Raw genomic sequence first — 15302 nt, forward strand, 5'->3', positions numbered from 1 at the left:
CCCCGGCCGCCGCCCGCAACGGGCTACCCGTCGGTACGCCCGTTCGGCGGGCGGGCCGTCGGGCCGGTCCCCCGGTCAGGCGGCGGCACCCCTGCGGGCGACTGCGGGTGCGAGTGCGGGCGGCCGCTGCCGGTGTGCTTCGCGACGTCGTCCGCGCTGAACGGCGAGCGCTGGAAGATGTCCTGGCCGATCACGGTGGACTCCCACACGCCGTCGGCCGCCGAGGGCCGGGTGAGCAGCCAGGTCGCCGAGAGGGTCTCCCGGTCCGGCAGGTACTGGCCGCTCCAGCTGGTCACCGAGCCCGCGCCGCCCTGCTCGTTCTGCCAGGCGACCGTCCAGCCGAGCGCCGTGCCGCCGCCCGCACCGGCGGGGCGCCGCGGCGCCCGGTGAGCGGGTAGCTGCCGGCCGCGTGCCCGGCACCGGAGACGTACGTCCCGGTGAGGCCGCCGGACGGATCCTCCGTCAGGCGCATGTGGGAGCCGAACTCGTTGTACCAGTCGCCGGCGATGCTCATCGGGCCGTCCCTCCGCGCGGGCGCGCGTCCGGCGGCGCCGCTGCGGTGCGGGCGCCGCGTCCGTGCCGGCCGGGAGAGACCCGGCGGCATCTCGCACGGTAGCCGCGCGGCCGCCGCCGCGGTCGGCGGACATGCCGACGACCACGGCAGCGGACGGACGGCGGCGGCGGACGGGACCCGGCGGCGCCCGGCGGGACGGTCAGCCGCGCGCGGCCGAACGGCGGCGCAGCGCGAGGACGGCGCCGGCCGCCAGCGCAGCACCACCCCCGACGGCCGTCCACATCCACGGCCCGGGGGCACCGGCCGGGCTCGGCCCGGCGACGGCGCGGCCGGCCGCGGCGGCCGGACCGGCGGAAGCCGTGGGATCCACCAGGCCGTAGCCGCCGGCCAGGCCCTTGCGGGCGTAGGCGGAGCCGGGCAGCTTGTCGCCGTACCGGGCGGCGACCAGCTTCTGGTAGGCCGCCAGGGTGACGCTGCGGCGGCCGCCGAGCCCGGTGGTGGCCTCCCGGTTGAGGGGCTCGACGGCGCCCTGCGGGGTCAGCCGGTACCAGGCGTTGATCTGCGGTTCGGTGAAGGTGCGGGACTGCGGGGTGCCCTGCTCGGCGAGGGACACGTCGGTGTCGCCGTCCCGGATGCCGGCCAGCTGCCAGCCCTGCTGTCCCACCGCGGCCGGGGCCGCGGCACTGCCGGAGGCCGCCGGGACGGGCTGCCCGGCGGCGGTGCCCCGGGGGCGAGCAGTACGGCCGCCCGGTGGCCGTCGGCCGCGGTCACCCGGGAGGCCAGGTAGGCGACCCGGGCGACGGTGGCCGCGGCCGGACGGACGGTGCCCGCGACGAAGTCCGGGCTGAGCTCGTACAGCGGAACGGGATCCTTGAGGTCGAAGGCGGGCGGGGCGGCGGGTGCCGCCGGGGCGCTGCCCCGGGCGCCGACGGTGCCGCCGTCGGCGGCCGCGGCGAGGCCCGGAGCGGCGGCGCTGCCGGGCTGCCGGGTGGCGACCAGGAAGCGTCCGACGGTGTCCCGGACCTGGCCGGACTGCAGGACCTGCCGGGCGCCCGCGACGTCGGCGACGCCGTCGGCGGCCGGTGCCGGGTCGCCGCCGGCGGCGGCGGCCGGCAGCGCGGTGAGGGCGGCCAGGAGAACGGCCGAGCCGAGAACGGCCGCGCGGGCGGCCCGCCGGGTGCGGTGGTACGGGGTGGAAGTCATGATGGGCGGCCTCTCTCAGCCGTGGATGCCGATGCGGGAGTGGGTCCACTGGAACGAGTTGTTGCTCGTGTAGGTGGCGTAGTTCCACCAGGTGTACGTCTGGGTGCTGGGCCAGGGGTCGCCGACCGCGATCATGCTGCTCGACGGGTCGTAGCCGTAGATGACGTTCATGTGCCCGCCGCCGGAGTTCCAGCCGATCCGGACGGCGAACGGGCGTCCGCCGGCGATCTCGGCGGACGTCTCGGCGAAGGTGGCACTGCGGTACAGGTCGCGGCCGCTGCTGCTGAAGCCCATGTTCGCCAGGCCGTTGGCCAGGTCGCCGAGGGTGGCGGGCTGGTCGTTGCAGTCGAGCCGGCTGCCCTGCGCGGCCAGCCGGCAGAAGTCGGCCTGGGTGTAGCCGGTGCGGCCCCAGTAGGTGGCGATGGTCAGGCCCGAGGCGTCCCAGCACCACTGGTCCTGGACCTGCTTCTGCATGGTGATCGGCAGCGTGGTGGCACCGGTCGGACGGGGCGTCGAGCCGCACACGGGCAGCCCGTTGGTGTTCTCCCGGATGAAGGCGTCGGCCATCCAGTACGAGCCGGAATAGATCCACCGGTTGTCGTTCTCCACCGTGGTGCCGGTGGAGCGGCAGCTCATCGGCACCTTGTCACCGATCCGGGAGGACCCGGTGACCTGGGCGGTGGTGGCCGGCTGGGCCCGGTGGTTGATCGAACTCCAGCCGCCCTGGCCGGAGATGACGGTGCCGGTTACGACGCCGGCCTGGGCGAGGGCGCCCACGCCGAACATCAGGGCGCCGGAGATCAGCGCCACCACGGCGGCGAGCAGGGCCTTCCTGCCGCGGGAGGTACGGAGTCGGTGCATGGTGATCTCCTCGATGGGGATCGCGGGTTCGGGCGGGCCGGGCTCCGGGGAGGTAGGCCCGCGGAGGGTCAGGGCCGCACGGAGCGGCGCAGCAGGCGGGTGGCCACCGCGACGGCGAGCGCGGCGAGGACGGCCACGCCGAGGCCGGCGAGCGCCAGCAGCCAGACCGGCCGGTCGTCGGCGGCGACCGGCGCGGCGGTCCGCGCGACCGCGGGACCGGCGGATGCGGGACCGGCGGAGGTGAGCGCGGCCGGGCGGGAGGTGTGCGGTGCGGTCGGGGCGGTGCGCGCCGCGGACGGCACGACCGGGCCGATCGCGCCGGGCGGGTCGCCGGCCGGCACGTCCAGCACCGCCTCGCCGCGTCCGAGCGCGGGGAAGGCGGTCTCGGCGACCACCGTCCAGCGGCCGGGTGGCAGGGTCTGCTCGGTGGTGAGGACACCGGGCAGGCCGGGCACCGGGACGAGCGGCCAGGGGCCGACGGAGGTGCCGTCCGCGGCGGTGGCGCCGAGGGTGCCGGCGACGGCCTCGTCGACCGGGTCCCGGTCGTTCTCCCAGACGGCGGTCGCCGTCGGGTGGCCGGACCGCAGACCGGTCACGGTGAGCCGGATGGTGTCGCCGTGCGCGTGCGCCGCGGGGGCCGGGCCGAGAACGGCGAGGCCGAGGGCGAACAGGCCGGCCGGCACGGCGCGGCGGACGGCGGAACGGGGGTTGTCCATGGTGGCTCCGGGGGTTCGGGCCGCCGGCCCGCCCGCCGCTGCTGCGGGCGGGCCGGCGGCCTGCGCTGCGTCAGGACACCTTCTGGACCGTCCAGCCGTGGTAGCCGGAGGCGTTCGGGTCCTCCAGGTCGAGCAGCCAGGCGCCGTAGTAGGGGCGGCTGCTCACGCCGAGGACGAGCGCGCTGCCCTCGGCGGTGACCGACAGGCCGCTGTCCGTCGCGGTCAGCCGCCACTGCTGGGAGTCCGCCGTCCCGCAGGCCTGTTGGGCGACCCACTGGCCGACCACGGGGACCCCACCGAGTTGCAGGCACTTGCCGGACACCGCGGAGCGGATCCGCACGTTCCCGCCGCCGGCGTCGTCGAAGTACCAGCGCTGACCGGCGTAGCCGTTGGGCGGCGAGCCGACCAGCACGGTGCCGTCGGCGGACTTGCCGCCCCAGATCTCGGCGGCCAGGCCGCTGGCCCCGTTGGTCATCGTGTAGGCCGTGGACGGCGTGGTGGTGGTGCCGCCGGCCTTCGGCGTGTGGAAGGTGAGCGTCCGGCCGGGCCGCGAGTCGGTCCCGCTGCTGTCGCGGACGGCGACCGCGACCGTGTAGTCGGTGTCGGGCCGCAGGTCGTAGATCCGTGCCGAGGCCGGCTGGACCCAGGCGAGGAACCGTCCGTTCAGCAGGACCTGGTACCACTGGGCGTTCGCCACCGCGGGCCAGCCCAGGACGGCGGAGTCGGACGTGAGCTGTCCGAGGGTGACGTCCGGTCCGGTGGCGGGGCCGCCGGTCGGGCCGCCCGTCGGGGACGGGGCGGGGGACGGACTTCGGGTGGCGGTCGGCGACGGGCTGGGGCTCGGCGACGGGTTCGGCCCGGTGCCGCCCCCGGTCATCAGGAACCTGTTGTCGGCGACGTTCCAGTGCGTGGCCAGGTAACTTCCCGGCTTCGGGCTGGTGTTGTAGTAGTCGTCGTGGTTGCAGTCGAGCCGCTCGTCGTGGCCGCGGTCCGGGCAGACGGTGCGCATGGTCGGGTAGTACGGCGTGTCCGAGTAGCACATGATGTCCCACTCGTCGGTGCAGTGCGCGCCCTTGCTGCTGTTGGGCGCGCTGTTGTTGACCGCGCCGAGGTTGTGGCCCAGTTCGTGCGCGGCGGTCGCGCCGCTCCAACAACCGGAGTCGGTACGGCCGTACGACGGGCCGAAGTTGCTCAGGTTGTCCTGGCCGGGGCGCTCGTCGCCGTTGAACGTGCCGATGCCGCAGTAGACGTTGGCGTCGGCGAACACCATGTACTTGCGGTCCTTGCGGTCGAAGCCCTTCCCGGCGAGTGCCGTGTTCATGGCTCCGAACTCGGCGAGTGCCGCGTCGGGGAGTTCGACGTTGAGCACGGAGGGCGTGCAGTCGGCCGCGGTGACGAACCGGATGTGCCGTACCCCGCCGGTCTCCTGTGCGCTGGCGAGGTAGATCGCGTCGGCGTCGGCGGCCCAGGTGCGGAACGAGGCCGCGTACTGCGCGTACCGGTCCTTGCCCGGACCGTGGACGTACACGACCTGGACCCGGTTGCCGGTGCTGCCGTCGCCGTCGCAGGTCACGGCCTGGCCGGCGGCGGCCGGGGTGCGGGACGGTGCCGCCGGGGCCGACGGACGGGCGGCGGCGGACGCTGCGACGCTCGCCCGGGCATCGACGGCGGGCGCGGCGCCGGTGGCGGGGCCGGAGCCCGCCGGGTCGGCCTGGCCGGGTCGGGCCGGGTCGGCGGCCGTGAGGTCGGCCTTGGCGACGGGCGCGGTGTCCTTCTTGACGTCGACGCCCCGGGGCGGCGCGTCCGGGCCGTGCGTGCAGTGGTCGTCGGCCGTGCGCAGGACGCCGACGCAGCGGTCGCCCGTCTTGGCGACCTCAAGCCCGGAGTACACCAGGCCGCGCGGCACGTCGTCCGCCGGTATCGAGGCGACCGGTTGCGGTGCCAGGTCGTGGGCCGGCCCGGCCGCCGACACGGCGTCGGCCCCCGGCGCGGCAGCGGACACCGGTGTCCGGTCCGCGGTGAGAACGCCGTCCGTGACGACGGCTCCGATGAAGACCCCCGTTGCGGCGACCACGGCAGCGACGAGCACCGTACGGGTGCTCCGCCGCCGTTTGACCGCTCTTCTGTGTCCGGGCAAACCATGCCTCATTTCCTGGGAAGGGGTTGAGTGCCGGGAATCCTGCCAGAACGTCCGAGCGCTTCGCAGACACGTGTTCTACGCGCGAAGACGTACGCCGTTCAACGAAATTCCGCATCCGCCGAACAGGGTCTCAATTTTGTTGCAGGGCAGGCGTGTTGATGCAATGTGCCATCAAGGTGACGCCTGCGGCGAGGCATTCGAACGTGCACGACTTCACCGAACCGTTATGCTTCGCAATCCATCGTTAGACGGCCCGTCAAATAGTGCAATTGCACACCGTGGTCGGGAAATCACGCACGATGAACCATCCCGCCGCAGGGCCTCGGGGCCCCGCCGGGGGCCGCGCGGACGCCCGGCCCGATCCGCCCGGTCGCCTCCCGCCGCAGCGCCCGCACCGGCATAATCACGCCCATGACGACCGCCCGTGCGAACATCAGCGCGATTGCCGAAGACCTGTACGTATGGCTCCCCCGAAGCGGGGCTGGGGCCTGGCCAACTGCGGTCTGCTGGCCTCGCCGCGCTCGGCGGCATGGATCGACACCCCGTACGACCCGTCGCTGGCCGGGGAGTTCCTCGCCGAGAGCCGCAAGCGCCTGGGCCCCGGCGTCCCGATCGACCGGGTGATCGTCACGCACGCCAACGGGGACCACCTCTGGGGCGCCGGCGTGCTGCCCGACGCCGAGGTCATCACCACCCGCGAGGCGCTCGAGCACATCCACTACGAGCCGACGCCGCAGCAGCAGCACGCGCTGATAGCCGGCGGCGACCCGCAGTCGCCCCTCGGCTGGTACCTCTCCCGGCACTTCGGCGGCTTCGACTGGTCCGCCACCGAGCCGGTGCATCCCACCCTGATGTTCCACGGCGAGCTCGAACTGCGCGTCGGCGACCACCCCGTCCATGTGATCGGGCTGCCCGCGGCGCACACCGACGGCGACCTGATCGTCCACCTGCCCCGGCAGCGGGCGGTCTTCGCCGGCGACGTGATCTTCGGCTCCACCCCGCAGTTCCCGGGCGACCACCCGGTGCACTGGGCCGGCCCGCTGCAGAACGTCATCGACGCCTGCACCCGGGTGCTGGCGACCGGCGCCGAGATCATCGTCCCGGGCCACGGGCCGGTGCTGGACCGGGCCGGGGTGCACGACCACATCGCCCACCTCGCCCACGTCCAGGAGCGCGCCCACGCCCTGCACGCCGCCGGGGTCCCGGCCCTGGAGGCGGCCCGGACGGTCATCGCCGAGCGGCGCCACCCCGAACTCGGCCTGCCGGAGCGCCTGGTGATCACGATCGGGTCCGAGTACCGGCACCTGGACGGCACCGCGCTGCCGGGGGTGCTGGAGGTCATGTCCCAGGTCGCCGTGGTCGCGCGGGAGCTGGAGAACGGCACCGTACCCGGACCGCGTGGCGCCGCCGACGCCGACCGGCAGGGGCAGCCGGCCTGACCGGCCCGCCGCGTCCCCACCGCGGCGCGCCCCTTCCGATCCACCGCCGCGTCCCCACAGCGGCGCGGCGGCCCGCAGCACCGGGCCGCCCCCAGCACCGGACCGCTGTCACCACCGGCGGTCCGCACTCCCCATCCACGAGGACTTCGATGACCCAGATCGCGCTGCTCGCACTGGCCGTCGTCAGTGCGGCCGCCCTGGCCGCAGCGGGTGTCCAGGCACGGGCGCGGCGGCATGCGGTCCGCCGTGCGGAGGCCGCCGACACCCTGCTGGCCCGGTACGAGGAACGTGCCCGAGCCGCGGAGGCCCGGCTCGCGCAGCACGAGGAGCAGGCCCGGGAGACCGCCGCCCGGCTCGCCCACAGTGAGCACGACGCCGCCGACATCAGGCGGCGGGCCGAGGCGCTGTTCGGCGAGATCGGCCACCTCGCCGAACAGCGGCTGCCGGCCGAGGCCCTGGCGCTGACCCACCCCGGTGCCCCGGTGCCGCCGGTGCGGGAGCCGGAGCTGGTCGGCGAACGCGCCGTCCTCGCCCTCGACTCGGTGCTGGCCGCGGCCAGGGCCGCCGTGCTCGGCGAACGGGAGCGGGTCGACGCGGCCGCCCGGCCGCGATGCGCGGCACCACCTCCAAGATCCAGACCCTGCTGTACCAGGTGCAGAGCCTCGTCCAGCAGTTGCAGCACGACAACGACGACCCCCGGCTGCTGGAGGTCGACTTCCGCAACGAGGTCGCCCTGCGGCGGATCCAGACCGTGGCGGTGCTCTGCGAGGCCTGGCCGGGCCTGGCCCGCGCCGACTCGCCGCTGGCCGAGGTCGTGGTCGGCGCGCTCTCCCGGGTGCCCGGCTATCCACGGATCAAGGTGGCCAACCACCTGCGGGAGCCGCGGCTCGCCGTGGTCGCCCGGGCCGCCGAACCGGTCGCGGTCGCCGTCGCCGAACTCCTGGCCAACGCCACCGCCTACTCGCATCCCGACACCGAAGTCCCGGTCACCGTCCAACAGGGCGGCCGGGGCGCCCTGGTGGTCATCGACGACAGCGGCATCGGCATGGACGAGGACCAGCTGGCACGCGCCAAGCGGCTGCTGGCCGGCCCCCGGAGGTGCTGCTGACCGAGCTCGGCAACCCCCGAAGGCCGGGTTCGCGGTGATCGGCCGACTCGCCCGCCAGTACGGCTTCGCCTGCCACATCGAGCCGTCGCCGTACGGCGGCATGCGGACCATCGTGCGGATCCCCGGAGCCCTGCTGACCGTCGTCGACGCCGAGCAGCCGCTGTCGGTGCTCGCCCCGCAGCCCGTCCGGACGGCGACCGCGCCGGCCCCGGCCGGCCCCGGCGAGGGCGACGGCGCGGCGGCCCCGGCCGCGACGGCGTCCGACCGCACCACGGCCGCCGCACTCCCCGCGGCGTCCGACGGCGACGGGCTGCCCAGTCGGCGGCGGCGCCGCCCGCGGCCGGAGCAGCAGCCCGCGACGGCGCTCGACGAGAGCCGCGAACCACCGGCCGACCGCACACCGGAGCAGGCCGCCGCCCGCTGGCGCGCCCTGCAGCAGGGTACGGACTCCGGGCGGGACGCCGCCGCCGCGCAGTCCGTACCCGCCCCCGTACCGACCGAAGGAGCAGACCAGTGAGCACGCCCCGCCGTCCCGCCACCGACGAGATCTCGTGGGTGCTGACCCCGCTGCTCGAACTGCCCGGGGTGCAGCACGCGCTGATCGCCACCGGGGACGGCCTGGTCGAGGGCGCCTCGCCGGACCTGGACCGGGCCTCCGCCGAGCGGGTCGCCGCGATGACCGCCACCCTGCACGCGGCCAGCCGGGCGTTCACCACGGCCTTCACCGACGAGGAGAAGCCGAAGCTGGCGCAGACGGTGGTCGAGTCCGACCTGGGCTTCGCCATCGTCGTGCCGGCCGGGCAGAACACCTCGCTGGCGGTGTTCGCCGCGCCGGAGTCCCAACTCGGCAACATCGCCTACCAGATGCAGGTGCAGGTGGCCGCGCTCTCGCGGGCGCTGGCAAGTCCGCCGCGGCAGTCGGACGGTGCGCAACGGTGAGCGGCGTCCCGCCCCGGCGCATGGTGCCCGCGTACCTGGTCACCGGCGGCCGGACCAGGCCCAGCCGGACCGCCTTCGACCGGCTCACCGTGCTCCACTCCGCGAGCCCGGAACCGCCGGACGAACTGGACCCGGAGCACCGCTCGCTGTGGGCGCTGCTCCGGGACGGCGCCCTCACCCTGGTGGAGGCCGCCGCGCACCTGCGGCTGCCGGTCAGCGCCACCAACTTCCTCGCCGCGGACCTGGTGGACGCGGGCCGGCTCCAGGCCCGCGCCCCCGTCCCCCGTGCCCAGCAGATCGACCGCGCCCTCGTGGAGAGGCTCCTCGTTGGACTCCGAACCCTCCGGTAGCCGGGTCGGCTACCTGCCCGACCGGGACCAGACCCTGATGAAAGTCCTGGTCGCCGGCCCCTTCGGCATCGGCAAGACCACCCTGATCCGCACCCTGTCCGAGATCCCCACCCTGCACACCGAGGAGGTGATGACGGAGACCGGCGCCCCGGTCGACGACACGGCGGGCCTGCCGGACAAGACGACGACCACGGTGGCGGTCGACTTCGGGCGGCTCACGCTGCCCGAGGACATCGTCCTCTACCTGTTCGGCACCCCCGGGCAGCGCCGCTTCTACCCGCTCTGGAACGACATCGCCCGGGGCGCGCTCGGTGCGCTGGTGCTCGCCGACACCCGGCGGCTCGCCGAGTCGTTCGAGGTCATGGACCTCATCGAGGAGCAGGGGCTGCCGTACGCGGTCGCGGTGAACTGCTTCCCGGACGCCCCCGCCCACCCGCCGGAGGTGCTCCGCGCCCACCTCGACCTGCATCCCGACACCCCGCTGGTGCTCTGCGACGCGCGGGAGCGGGCCGGCAGCATCGAGGCCCTGATCGCCCTCGCCGAACACGTCCTGCGCAGCCTGCCCCGGGAGCCACGGTGACCGACACCGACGTCACGCCCGTCGACCTCTACGGACCGGCGTTCGCCGCCGACCCGCACGGCCACTACGAGCGGATCCGGTCGTCCGGGGCGCTCGCGCCGGTGACCCTCTCCCCGGGGTGCGGGCCCTGCTGGTCACCGACTACCAGGCGGCGCTGGACGTGCTGCGCGACACCGACACCTTCTCCAAGGACCCGCGGCCGGCGTGCGATCCGCTGCCCGCGGACTCCCCGCTGCTGCCGGTGCTCGGCTGGCGCCCCACGGCGCTGTTCAGCGACGGCGAGGTGCACCGGCGCTACCGGCAGGTGATCACCGACGGCCTCGCGCTGATCGAGCCGCACACCCTGCAGCAGCGGGTGGCCGAGGTCGCCGCCGCGCTGATCCGCCGGTTCGACGGCCTGGGCACGGCCGACCTGATCTCCCAGTACGCCCGGCAGTTGCCGCTGTTCGTCTTCAACACCTGGTTCGGGGTGGCCCCCGGGGACAGCGACCGGCTGGTGGCCGGCATGGCCGGGATGATGGAGTCCCAGCGCAAGGCCCTGGCTGCGTACGCCGATCTGGTCGCGGTGGTCACGGACATGGTCGCCGACCGGCGCACGAACGCGCGCAACGACCTCACCTCGTGGTTCCTGCATCACCCGGCGGGGCTCGACAACGACGAGGTGGTGCGGCAGATCACCCTCACCATGAGCGCCGGGCACGAGCCCACCACCAACCTGATCGGCAACGCGCTGCTGCGGGTGCTGACCGACGACCGCTACGCGGGCTCGCTGTTCGGCGGGGCGATGACGGCCCACCAGGCGATCGACGAGGTGCTCTGGCACGAGCCGCCGCTGGCCAACTTCTCGGCCCACTACCCGCGGTACGACATCGAGTTCCACGGCCGGCGGATCGCCGCCGGCACGATGGTGCTGGTCTCCTACGCGGCGGCCAACTCGGAGGCCGCGCCGCCGCCCGGGACGACGCGCTGCGCGGCGGCTCCAGCGCGCACCTGGCGTGGGCCGCCGGGCCGCACGCCTGCCCGGCCCGCGACCCGGCGCTGCTGATCGCGATCACCGCGATCGAGCAGCTCACCAGCCGGCTGGGGGACCTGGAACTGGCCGTCCCCGCCGAGGCCCTGGTCTGGCGCCCCGGGCCGTTCCACCGGGCCCTGGTGAGCCTGCCCGTCCGCTTCACGGCGGTGGAGCACGACGCCCCGGGGGCGGTTGACCGCGGGCTGCGCGGGCGGCGACCGGCCGCCGCCCGGGCGCCCGCCGGCGTCAGGCCCCGGGCGCGGGGAACGTCTCGCGGAGCGTGAAGGCCTGCGGGCCGGGGCCGTGGGCGCGGAGCAGGTCGAGCCGCTCCTGGGCCTCGGCGACGGTCGGCTGGTGCCCGGCCGGCACCCACCACAGCACCGTCATCGCCTCGGCCACGCGCGCGAACCACTCGCGGCGGCGGCGCAGCACCTCGCGGTGCTCGGGGCTGTAGACGTAGGCCTCCAGAGCGTCCGGGTCGCGCCAGACCGACATGTTGACGAGCAGCCAGGCGTCATCGTAGATGCGCGCGTCGGTGGCGTCGCCGTAGGCACCCTCGACGAGTCGCCAGACGAAGCCGTCGGCCTTGTCCGCGGCGGCGTTGACCGGCTCCAGGGCGGCGGCGAAGTCGGCGAGTTGCGGGCTGTCGAGGGGTGCGAGCATGCGGGCGATGTTGAGTTGGGCGAGTTCGTGGGCGGGACCGTGCGCGGCGGTGGAGGTCATGGCGTCACCCTACGAGCCGGTCCGCCGGTGCGCGACGGAGTTCGGGACGGTGGAACGGGCGGCCCCGGGCGGCGGCCGGAGGCTGGCGCGGGTGCGGGCGGGCAGGGCATGATCGCGAAATGACCTGGACTGCACCTGACATCACCCGGACCGGCGGCTCGCTGGTGGCCGGCGAGCGCGAGATGCTGCTCGGCTACCTCGCCTGGCAGCGCGACACCCTGCTGCTGAAGTGCCAGGGGCTGACGGGCGAGCAGCTGGCGCTGCGTCCGCTGCCCGCCTCGAACCTCTCGCTGCTCGGGCTGATCCGCCATCTGGCCAAGGTCGAGCGGATCTGGTTCCGCGAGCGGATCGCGGGCCTGCCGGTGCCCCGGCTGTACGCCGAATCGGGGGCGAAGGACGCCGACTTCGACGAGCTGGACCCGGCCCGGGCCGCGGAGGACCACGCCCGGCTGCTGGAGGAGCGGCGGCTGGCCGACGAGGTGCTGGCCAAGGCCGACCTGGACGACCGGTTCGTGCACGATGGAGAGGAGTTCTCGGTGCGCCTGGCGCTCTGCCACCTGATCTCCGAGTACGCCCGGCACAACGGGCACGCCGACCTGCTGCGGGAGCACGTCGACGGGGTCACCGGCGGCTGACCCTCCGCTGCGGCCGGGCACCCGTCGCCGCCGGGCGGTCAGACCGCCTCGGTGTACCAGTGCTCGCGGACGGCGTCGGTGGGGCGCGGTTCGCCGAGGTCGGCCCGGCCCCACCCGGCGAGGGCGTCGAGGACGGGCCGCAGGGCCTGCCCCCGCTCGGTGAGTCCGTACACGAACGCGCTGGCCGGGCGCTCCAGCCGGCGCCGCTCGACCAGGCCCTCGCCCTCCAGCTGCTTGAGCCGGGCGGCGAGGATGTCGGTGGAGACGCCGGGCAGGTCGGCGTGCAGGTCGGTGTAGCGGCGCGGTCCACCGAGGAGTTCACGGACGATCAGGAGACTCCAGCGCTCCCCCACCGAGTCCAGGGCACGGGCGACGGCGCAGTACTGGTCGTAGCTTCGGCGTGGCATGGGGATCAGCATAGCCAAAAGGTTGGACTTTCCAAGTGCTTACTTGGTAGAACAAAGCAACCAGTGGCGAGGGTCGGAGGACGCAGTGGAGTTTCGGCAGTCCAGCAAGCTCAAGGACGTGTGCTACGAGATCCGTGGCCCGGTGGTCGACCAGGCGAACGCCCTGGAGGAGGCCGGACACAGCGTGCTGCGGCTGAACACCGGCAACCCCGCCCCGTTCGGCTTCGAGGCCCCGCCGGAGATCCTCCAGGACATCATCCGCAACCTGCCGAACGCCCACGGCTACAGCGACTCCCGCGGCATCCTCCCGGCCCGGCGCGCGGTGGTGCAGTACTACCAGCAGCGCGGCGTGGGCGGCATGACGGTCGACGACGTCTACCTGGGCAACGGCGCCTCCGAGCTGATCCAGATGGCCGTCCAGGCGCTGGTGGACGACGGCGACGAGGTACTCGTCCCGATGCCCGACTACCCGCTGTGGACGGCCGTGGTCCGCTTCGCCGGCGGCCGGGCCGTGCACTACCTCTGCGACGAGCAGGCCGACTGGTACCCCGACCTCGACGACATCGCCGCGAAGATCACCGACCGCACCCGCGCGATCGTCGTCATCAACCCGAACAACCCCACCGGCGCCGTGTACTCCGAGGAGCTGCTGAAGGGCATCCTCGACCTGGCCCGGCGACACAACCTGATGGTGCTCGCCGACGAGATCTACGACAAGATCCTCTACGACGGCACCGAGCACCACTGCCTGGCCGCGCTCGCCGACGACGTCCTCACGCTGACCCTCAACGGCCTGTCCAAGGCCTACCGGGTGGCCGGCTTCCGCAGCGGCTGGCTGGCCGTCTCCGGCCCCAAGCAGCATGCCCGGGACTACCTGGAGGGCCTGACCATGCTGGCGGGCATGCGGCTGTGCCCCAACGTGCCCGCCCAGTACGCGGTGCAGGCCGCGCTCGGCGGCCACCAGTCGATCCAGGAGCTCACCCTTCCGACGGGCAGGCTCACCGAGCAGCGCGACGTGGCCTTCCGAGCGCTGAACGAGATCCCCGGCGTCAGCTGCGTCAAGCCGAAGGGCGCGCTGTACGCCTTCGCCCGGCTGGACCCGGAGGTGCACCGGATCGTCGACGACGAGCGCTTCGTGCTGGACCTGCTGCTCCGCGAGAAGATCCACGTCGTCCAGGGCACCGGCTTCAACTGGCCGCGCCCCGACCACTTCCGCTTCGTCACCCTGCCGCGGGCCGACGACCTGGAGACGGCGATCAGCCGGATCGGCCGCTTCCTGGCCACCTACCGGCAGTGAATTCCGGCCGCCGTTGAACACCGCGGCACTCCGGTACGTACCGGAGTGAGGGGGCGCGGGGCCGCCCGGCCCTGCGTACGGCTCCCCTTGGAGGAATGATGCTACGCGGCGTAGCGGCAGGACTCCTCGCCGGATTCCTCTGTCTCGGAGGCGCCGCCACGGCGATGGCGGCGGCCAACCCGAGCGGTACCGGACCGCCGAGCCAGACCTGCCTGAGCCCCACGGCTCCCAATGAGCCCGGCAACGGCCACGCGGCGAACTCGCCCGGCTCGCCGTTCAACGAGACCCTGCCGGGCAACGGCGGGGTGCACTACAACCCGAATTCGCAGTACGACGTGGCCTGCTTCCAGGTCTCCCAGCACTGACCCACGGGTCACCGTCCATCAGGGCCCGGGCCGGCCGCACGCCGGGCCGGGCCCGCCGCACCGGCCGGCGGCCGCCCCGTACGCTGGCCGCTGTGACCGTGCTCCGCTCCGCCGCCCTGTTCCTGCTCGCCGCGCTCGCCGAGATCGGCGGCTGCTGGCTGGTGTGGCAGAGCGTGCGGGAGTCCCGGCCGTGGTGGCTGGCGGGGATCGGGGTGGTGGTGCTGGGCGGGTACGGCTTCGTGGCGGCGCTGCAGCCGGACGCGCAGTTCGGCCGGGTGCTGGCAGCCTACGGCGGGGTGTTCGTGGCCGGCTCGCTGGCCTGGGGCGTGGTGGTCGACGGCTTCCGGCCGACCCGCTACGACGTGGTGGGAGCCCTGGTCTGCCTGGCCGGCGTGGCCGTGATCATGTACGGCCCGCGGCGCTGACCCGGCCGGACGCCCGCCCGGGTCCTGGCGCCGCGGGCGACAGGGGGCTAGCATCGCGTCGAGGAACAGACCGTTCTGTCTACTTCTGACTCCCGGAGAGGCCCCTCATGCCCAAGCCGCCCGAGGCCGGAACCCAGGCCCCCGACTTCACCCTGCCCGGCCTGCTGCTGGACGGCGACGCGGCCGAGCGCCGCGAGTACCGGCTCGCCGACGCCAAGGGCGGCCCGCTGGTGCTGGTCTTCTACCCCGGCGACGACACGGCCGTCTGCACCAAGCAGCTCTGCGAGTACACCTCCGACCTGGAGCGCTTCACCGGCCTGGGCGCCACCGTCTGGGGCATCAGCCCGCAGGGCCTGGACAGCCACGAGCGGTTCGCCCGCAAGCACCGGATCGGCTTCCCGCTGCTCGCCGACCCCGACCGCGAGGTGGCCAAGGCCTACGGGATCGCCGTGCCCGGCCTCGGGCTGCGGCGCTCGGTGTTCATCCTGGACGCCGACCTGACGGTGCGCTGGAAGCACGTCGCGCTCGCCGGGCTGACCTTCCGGCACAGTGACGAGCTCGCCGCGCAGCTCGCCGCCCTGGGCTGAG

General features: G+C 74.4%; 17 protein-coding genes and 4 pseudogenes. 12 read left to right on the forward strand and 9 right to left on the reverse strand.

Translation table 11 applies throughout. From position 1 onward, the window contains the following. Window positions 1-23: 23 nt before the first annotated feature. The 7 genes and pseudogenes from ABEB13_RS11315 to ABEB13_RS11345 form a co-directional block, all read right to left on the reverse strand. A pseudogene (locus tag ABEB13_RS11315) lies at window positions 24-299 on the reverse strand (avidin/streptavidin family protein); the annotation flags it as partial. Beyond that, window positions 293-604 carry an avidin/streptavidin family protein gene (locus ABEB13_RS11320; protein WP_345709632.1) on the reverse strand — a complete coding sequence of 104 codons (312 nt, stop codon included), beginning with the start codon at window positions 602-604 and terminating at the stop codon, window positions 293-295. The gene ABEB13_RS11320 and the pseudogene ABEB13_RS11315, both read right to left, overlap by 7 nt. Before the next feature lie 109 nt (window positions 605-713). Further along, entirely contained in the window at window positions 714-1127 is a 414-nt protein-coding gene (locus ABEB13_RS11325) for a hypothetical protein (protein WP_345705401.1), read from the reverse strand. Beyond that, window positions 1052-1717 carry a hypothetical protein gene (locus ABEB13_RS11330; protein WP_345705402.1) on the reverse strand — a complete coding sequence of 222 codons (666 nt, stop codon included), beginning with the start codon at window positions 1715-1717 and terminating at the stop codon, window positions 1052-1054. Before ABEB13_RS11330 ends, ABEB13_RS11325 begins: the two co-directional genes overlap by 76 nt. Window positions 1718-1732: 15 nt before the next feature. Then, window positions 1733-2578, reverse strand: coding sequence for a papain-like cysteine protease family protein (locus ABEB13_RS11335; protein ID WP_345705403.1), 846 nt, complete (start codon window positions 2576-2578; stop codon window positions 1733-1735). Window positions 2579-2646: 68 nt separating this feature from the next. Beyond that, window positions 2647-3294 (reverse strand): hypothetical protein, encoded by a 648-nt coding sequence (locus tag ABEB13_RS11340; protein ID WP_345705404.1) that lies wholly within the window; start codon window positions 3292-3294, stop codon window positions 2647-2649. Window positions 3295-3364: 70 nt separating this feature from the next. Beyond that, the gene (locus ABEB13_RS11345) at window positions 3365-5383 is read right to left on the reverse strand and encodes an RICIN domain-containing protein (RefSeq protein ID WP_345705405.1); all 2019 of its coding nucleotides are present in this window, start codon (window positions 5381-5383) and stop codon (window positions 3365-3367) included. Window positions 5384-5845: 462 nt separating this feature from the next. Between ABEB13_RS11345 and ABEB13_RS11350 the strand changes: the two are divergent. From ABEB13_RS11350 to ABEB13_RS11380, 7 genes and pseudogenes are all read left to right on the forward strand, one after another. After that, window positions 5846-6873 (forward strand): annotated as a pseudogene (locus ABEB13_RS11350) (MBL fold metallo-hydrolase). Window positions 6874-7483: 610 nt separating this feature from the next. Next, complete coding sequence (locus tag ABEB13_RS11355; protein WP_345705406.1) at window positions 7484-7981, forward strand: ATP-binding protein; 498 nt, start codon at window positions 7484-7486, stop codon at window positions 7979-7981. Between the two features lie 34 nt (window positions 7982-8015). Further along, window positions 8016-8498 carry a hypothetical protein gene (locus tag ABEB13_RS11360; protein WP_345705407.1) on the forward strand — a complete coding sequence of 161 codons (483 nt, stop codon included), beginning with the start codon at window positions 8016-8018 and terminating at the stop codon, window positions 8496-8498. After that, the gene (locus ABEB13_RS11365) at window positions 8495-8920 is read left to right on the forward strand and encodes a roadblock/LC7 domain-containing protein (RefSeq protein ID WP_345705408.1); all 426 of its coding nucleotides are present in this window, start codon (window positions 8495-8497) and stop codon (window positions 8918-8920) included. The genes ABEB13_RS11360 and ABEB13_RS11365 overlap by 4 nt, the downstream gene beginning before the upstream one ends. Beyond that, entirely contained in the window at window positions 8917-9270 is a 354-nt protein-coding gene (locus ABEB13_RS11370; protein WP_100890875.1) for a DUF742 domain-containing protein, read from the forward strand. Before ABEB13_RS11365 ends, ABEB13_RS11370 begins: the two co-directional genes overlap by 4 nt. Further along, window positions 9248-9850, forward strand: a complete 603-nt coding sequence (locus ABEB13_RS11375; RefSeq protein WP_345705409.1) for a GTP-binding protein — start codon at window positions 9248-9250, stop codon at window positions 9848-9850. The genes ABEB13_RS11370 and ABEB13_RS11375 overlap by 23 nt, the downstream gene beginning before the upstream one ends. Then, window positions 9847-11146, forward strand: a pseudogene (locus ABEB13_RS11380) (cytochrome P450 family protein). Before ABEB13_RS11375 ends, ABEB13_RS11380 begins: the two are co-directional and overlap by 4 nt. Here the strand turns inward: ABEB13_RS11380 and ABEB13_RS11385 are convergent. After that, the gene (locus tag ABEB13_RS11385) at window positions 11109-11585 is read right to left on the reverse strand and encodes a DUF3291 domain-containing protein (RefSeq protein WP_345705411.1); all 477 of its coding nucleotides are present in this window, start codon (window positions 11583-11585) and stop codon (window positions 11109-11111) included. The pseudogene ABEB13_RS11380 and the gene ABEB13_RS11385 overlap by 38 nt on opposite strands. Window positions 11586-11704: 119 nt before the next feature. On the opposite strand from ABEB13_RS11385, the gene ABEB13_RS11390 reads away from it, so the two are divergent. Then, window positions 11705-12220 carry a DinB family protein gene (locus tag ABEB13_RS11390; RefSeq protein ID WP_345705412.1) on the forward strand — a complete coding sequence of 172 codons (516 nt, stop codon included), beginning with the start codon at window positions 11705-11707 and terminating at the stop codon, window positions 12218-12220. 53 nt (window positions 12221-12273) lie between these two features. On the opposite strand, the pseudogene ABEB13_RS11395 reads toward ABEB13_RS11390, so the two are convergent. After that, window positions 12274-12627, reverse strand: a pseudogene (locus tag ABEB13_RS11395) (winged helix-turn-helix transcriptional regulator); the annotation flags it as partial. Window positions 12628-12712: 85 nt separating this feature from the next. On the opposite strand from ABEB13_RS11395, the gene ABEB13_RS11400 reads away from it, so the two are divergent. The 4 genes from ABEB13_RS11400 to ABEB13_RS11415 all read left to right on the forward strand — a co-directional run bounded on the left by ABEB13_RS11400 (window position 12713) and on the right by ABEB13_RS11415 (window position 15301). Further along, window positions 12713-13924, forward strand: a complete 1212-nt coding sequence (locus tag ABEB13_RS11400) for a pyridoxal phosphate-dependent aminotransferase (RefSeq protein ID WP_345705413.1) — start codon at window positions 12713-12715, stop codon at window positions 13922-13924. Window positions 13925-14088: 164 nt separating this feature from the next. Continuing rightward, window positions 14089-14289: a hypothetical protein gene (locus ABEB13_RS11405; RefSeq protein WP_345705414.1), complete on the forward strand. Its 201-nt coding sequence runs from the start codon at window positions 14089-14091 to the stop codon at window positions 14287-14289. Window positions 14290-14381: 92 nt separating this feature from the next. After that, a complete protein-coding gene (locus tag ABEB13_RS11410; RefSeq protein ID WP_345705415.1) occupies window positions 14382-14714 on the forward strand; it encodes a YnfA family protein in 333 nt (110 codons plus the stop codon). Window positions 14715-14821: 107 nt separating this feature from the next. Next, window positions 14822-15301, forward strand: a complete 480-nt coding sequence (locus ABEB13_RS11415; protein WP_345705416.1) for a peroxiredoxin — start codon at window positions 14822-14824, stop codon at window positions 15299-15301. Window position 15302 lies beyond the last annotated feature (1 nt).

The sequence above is a fragment of the Kitasatospora paranensis genome (genome assembly GCF_039544005.1).
In the GTDB taxonomy this organism is placed as follows: Bacteria; Actinomycetota; Actinomycetes; order Streptomycetales; family Streptomycetaceae; genus Kitasatospora; species Kitasatospora paranensis.

Bases quoted from the DNA above. Each gene is read 5' to 3' on its own strand.
- ABEB13_RS11330 (WP_345705402.1), bottom strand. From the start codon at position 1,717: ATGACTTCCACCCCGTACCACCGCACCCGGCGGGCCGCCCGCGCGGCC.
- ABEB13_RS11340 (WP_345705404.1), bottom strand. From the start codon at position 3,294: ATGGACAACCCCCGTTCCGCCGTCCGCCGCGCCGTGCCGGCCGGCCTG.
- ABEB13_RS11385 (WP_345705411.1), bottom strand. From the start codon at position 11,585: ATGACCTCCACCGCCGCGCACGGTCCCGCCCACGAACTCGCCCAACTC.
- ABEB13_RS11415 (WP_345705416.1), top strand. From the start codon at position 14,822: ATGCCCAAGCCGCCCGAGGCCGGAACCCAGGCCCCCGACTTCACCCTG.
- ABEB13_RS11335 (WP_345705403.1), bottom strand. From the start codon at position 2,578: ATGCACCGACTCCGTACCTCCCGCGGCAGGAAGGCCCTGCTCGCCGCC.
- ABEB13_RS11390 (WP_345705412.1), top strand. From the start codon at position 11,705: ATGACCTGGACTGCACCTGACATCACCCGGACCGGCGGCTCGCTGGTG.
- ABEB13_RS11355 (WP_345705406.1), top strand. From the start codon at position 7,484: ATGCGCGGCACCACCTCCAAGATCCAGACCCTGCTGTACCAGGTGCAG.
- ABEB13_RS11320 (WP_345709632.1), bottom strand. From the start codon at position 604: ATGCCGCCGGGTCTCTCCCGGCCGGCACGGACGCGGCGCCCGCACCGC.
- ABEB13_RS11405 (WP_345705414.1), top strand. From the start codon at position 14,089: ATGGCGGCGGCCAACCCGAGCGGTACCGGACCGCCGAGCCAGACCTGC.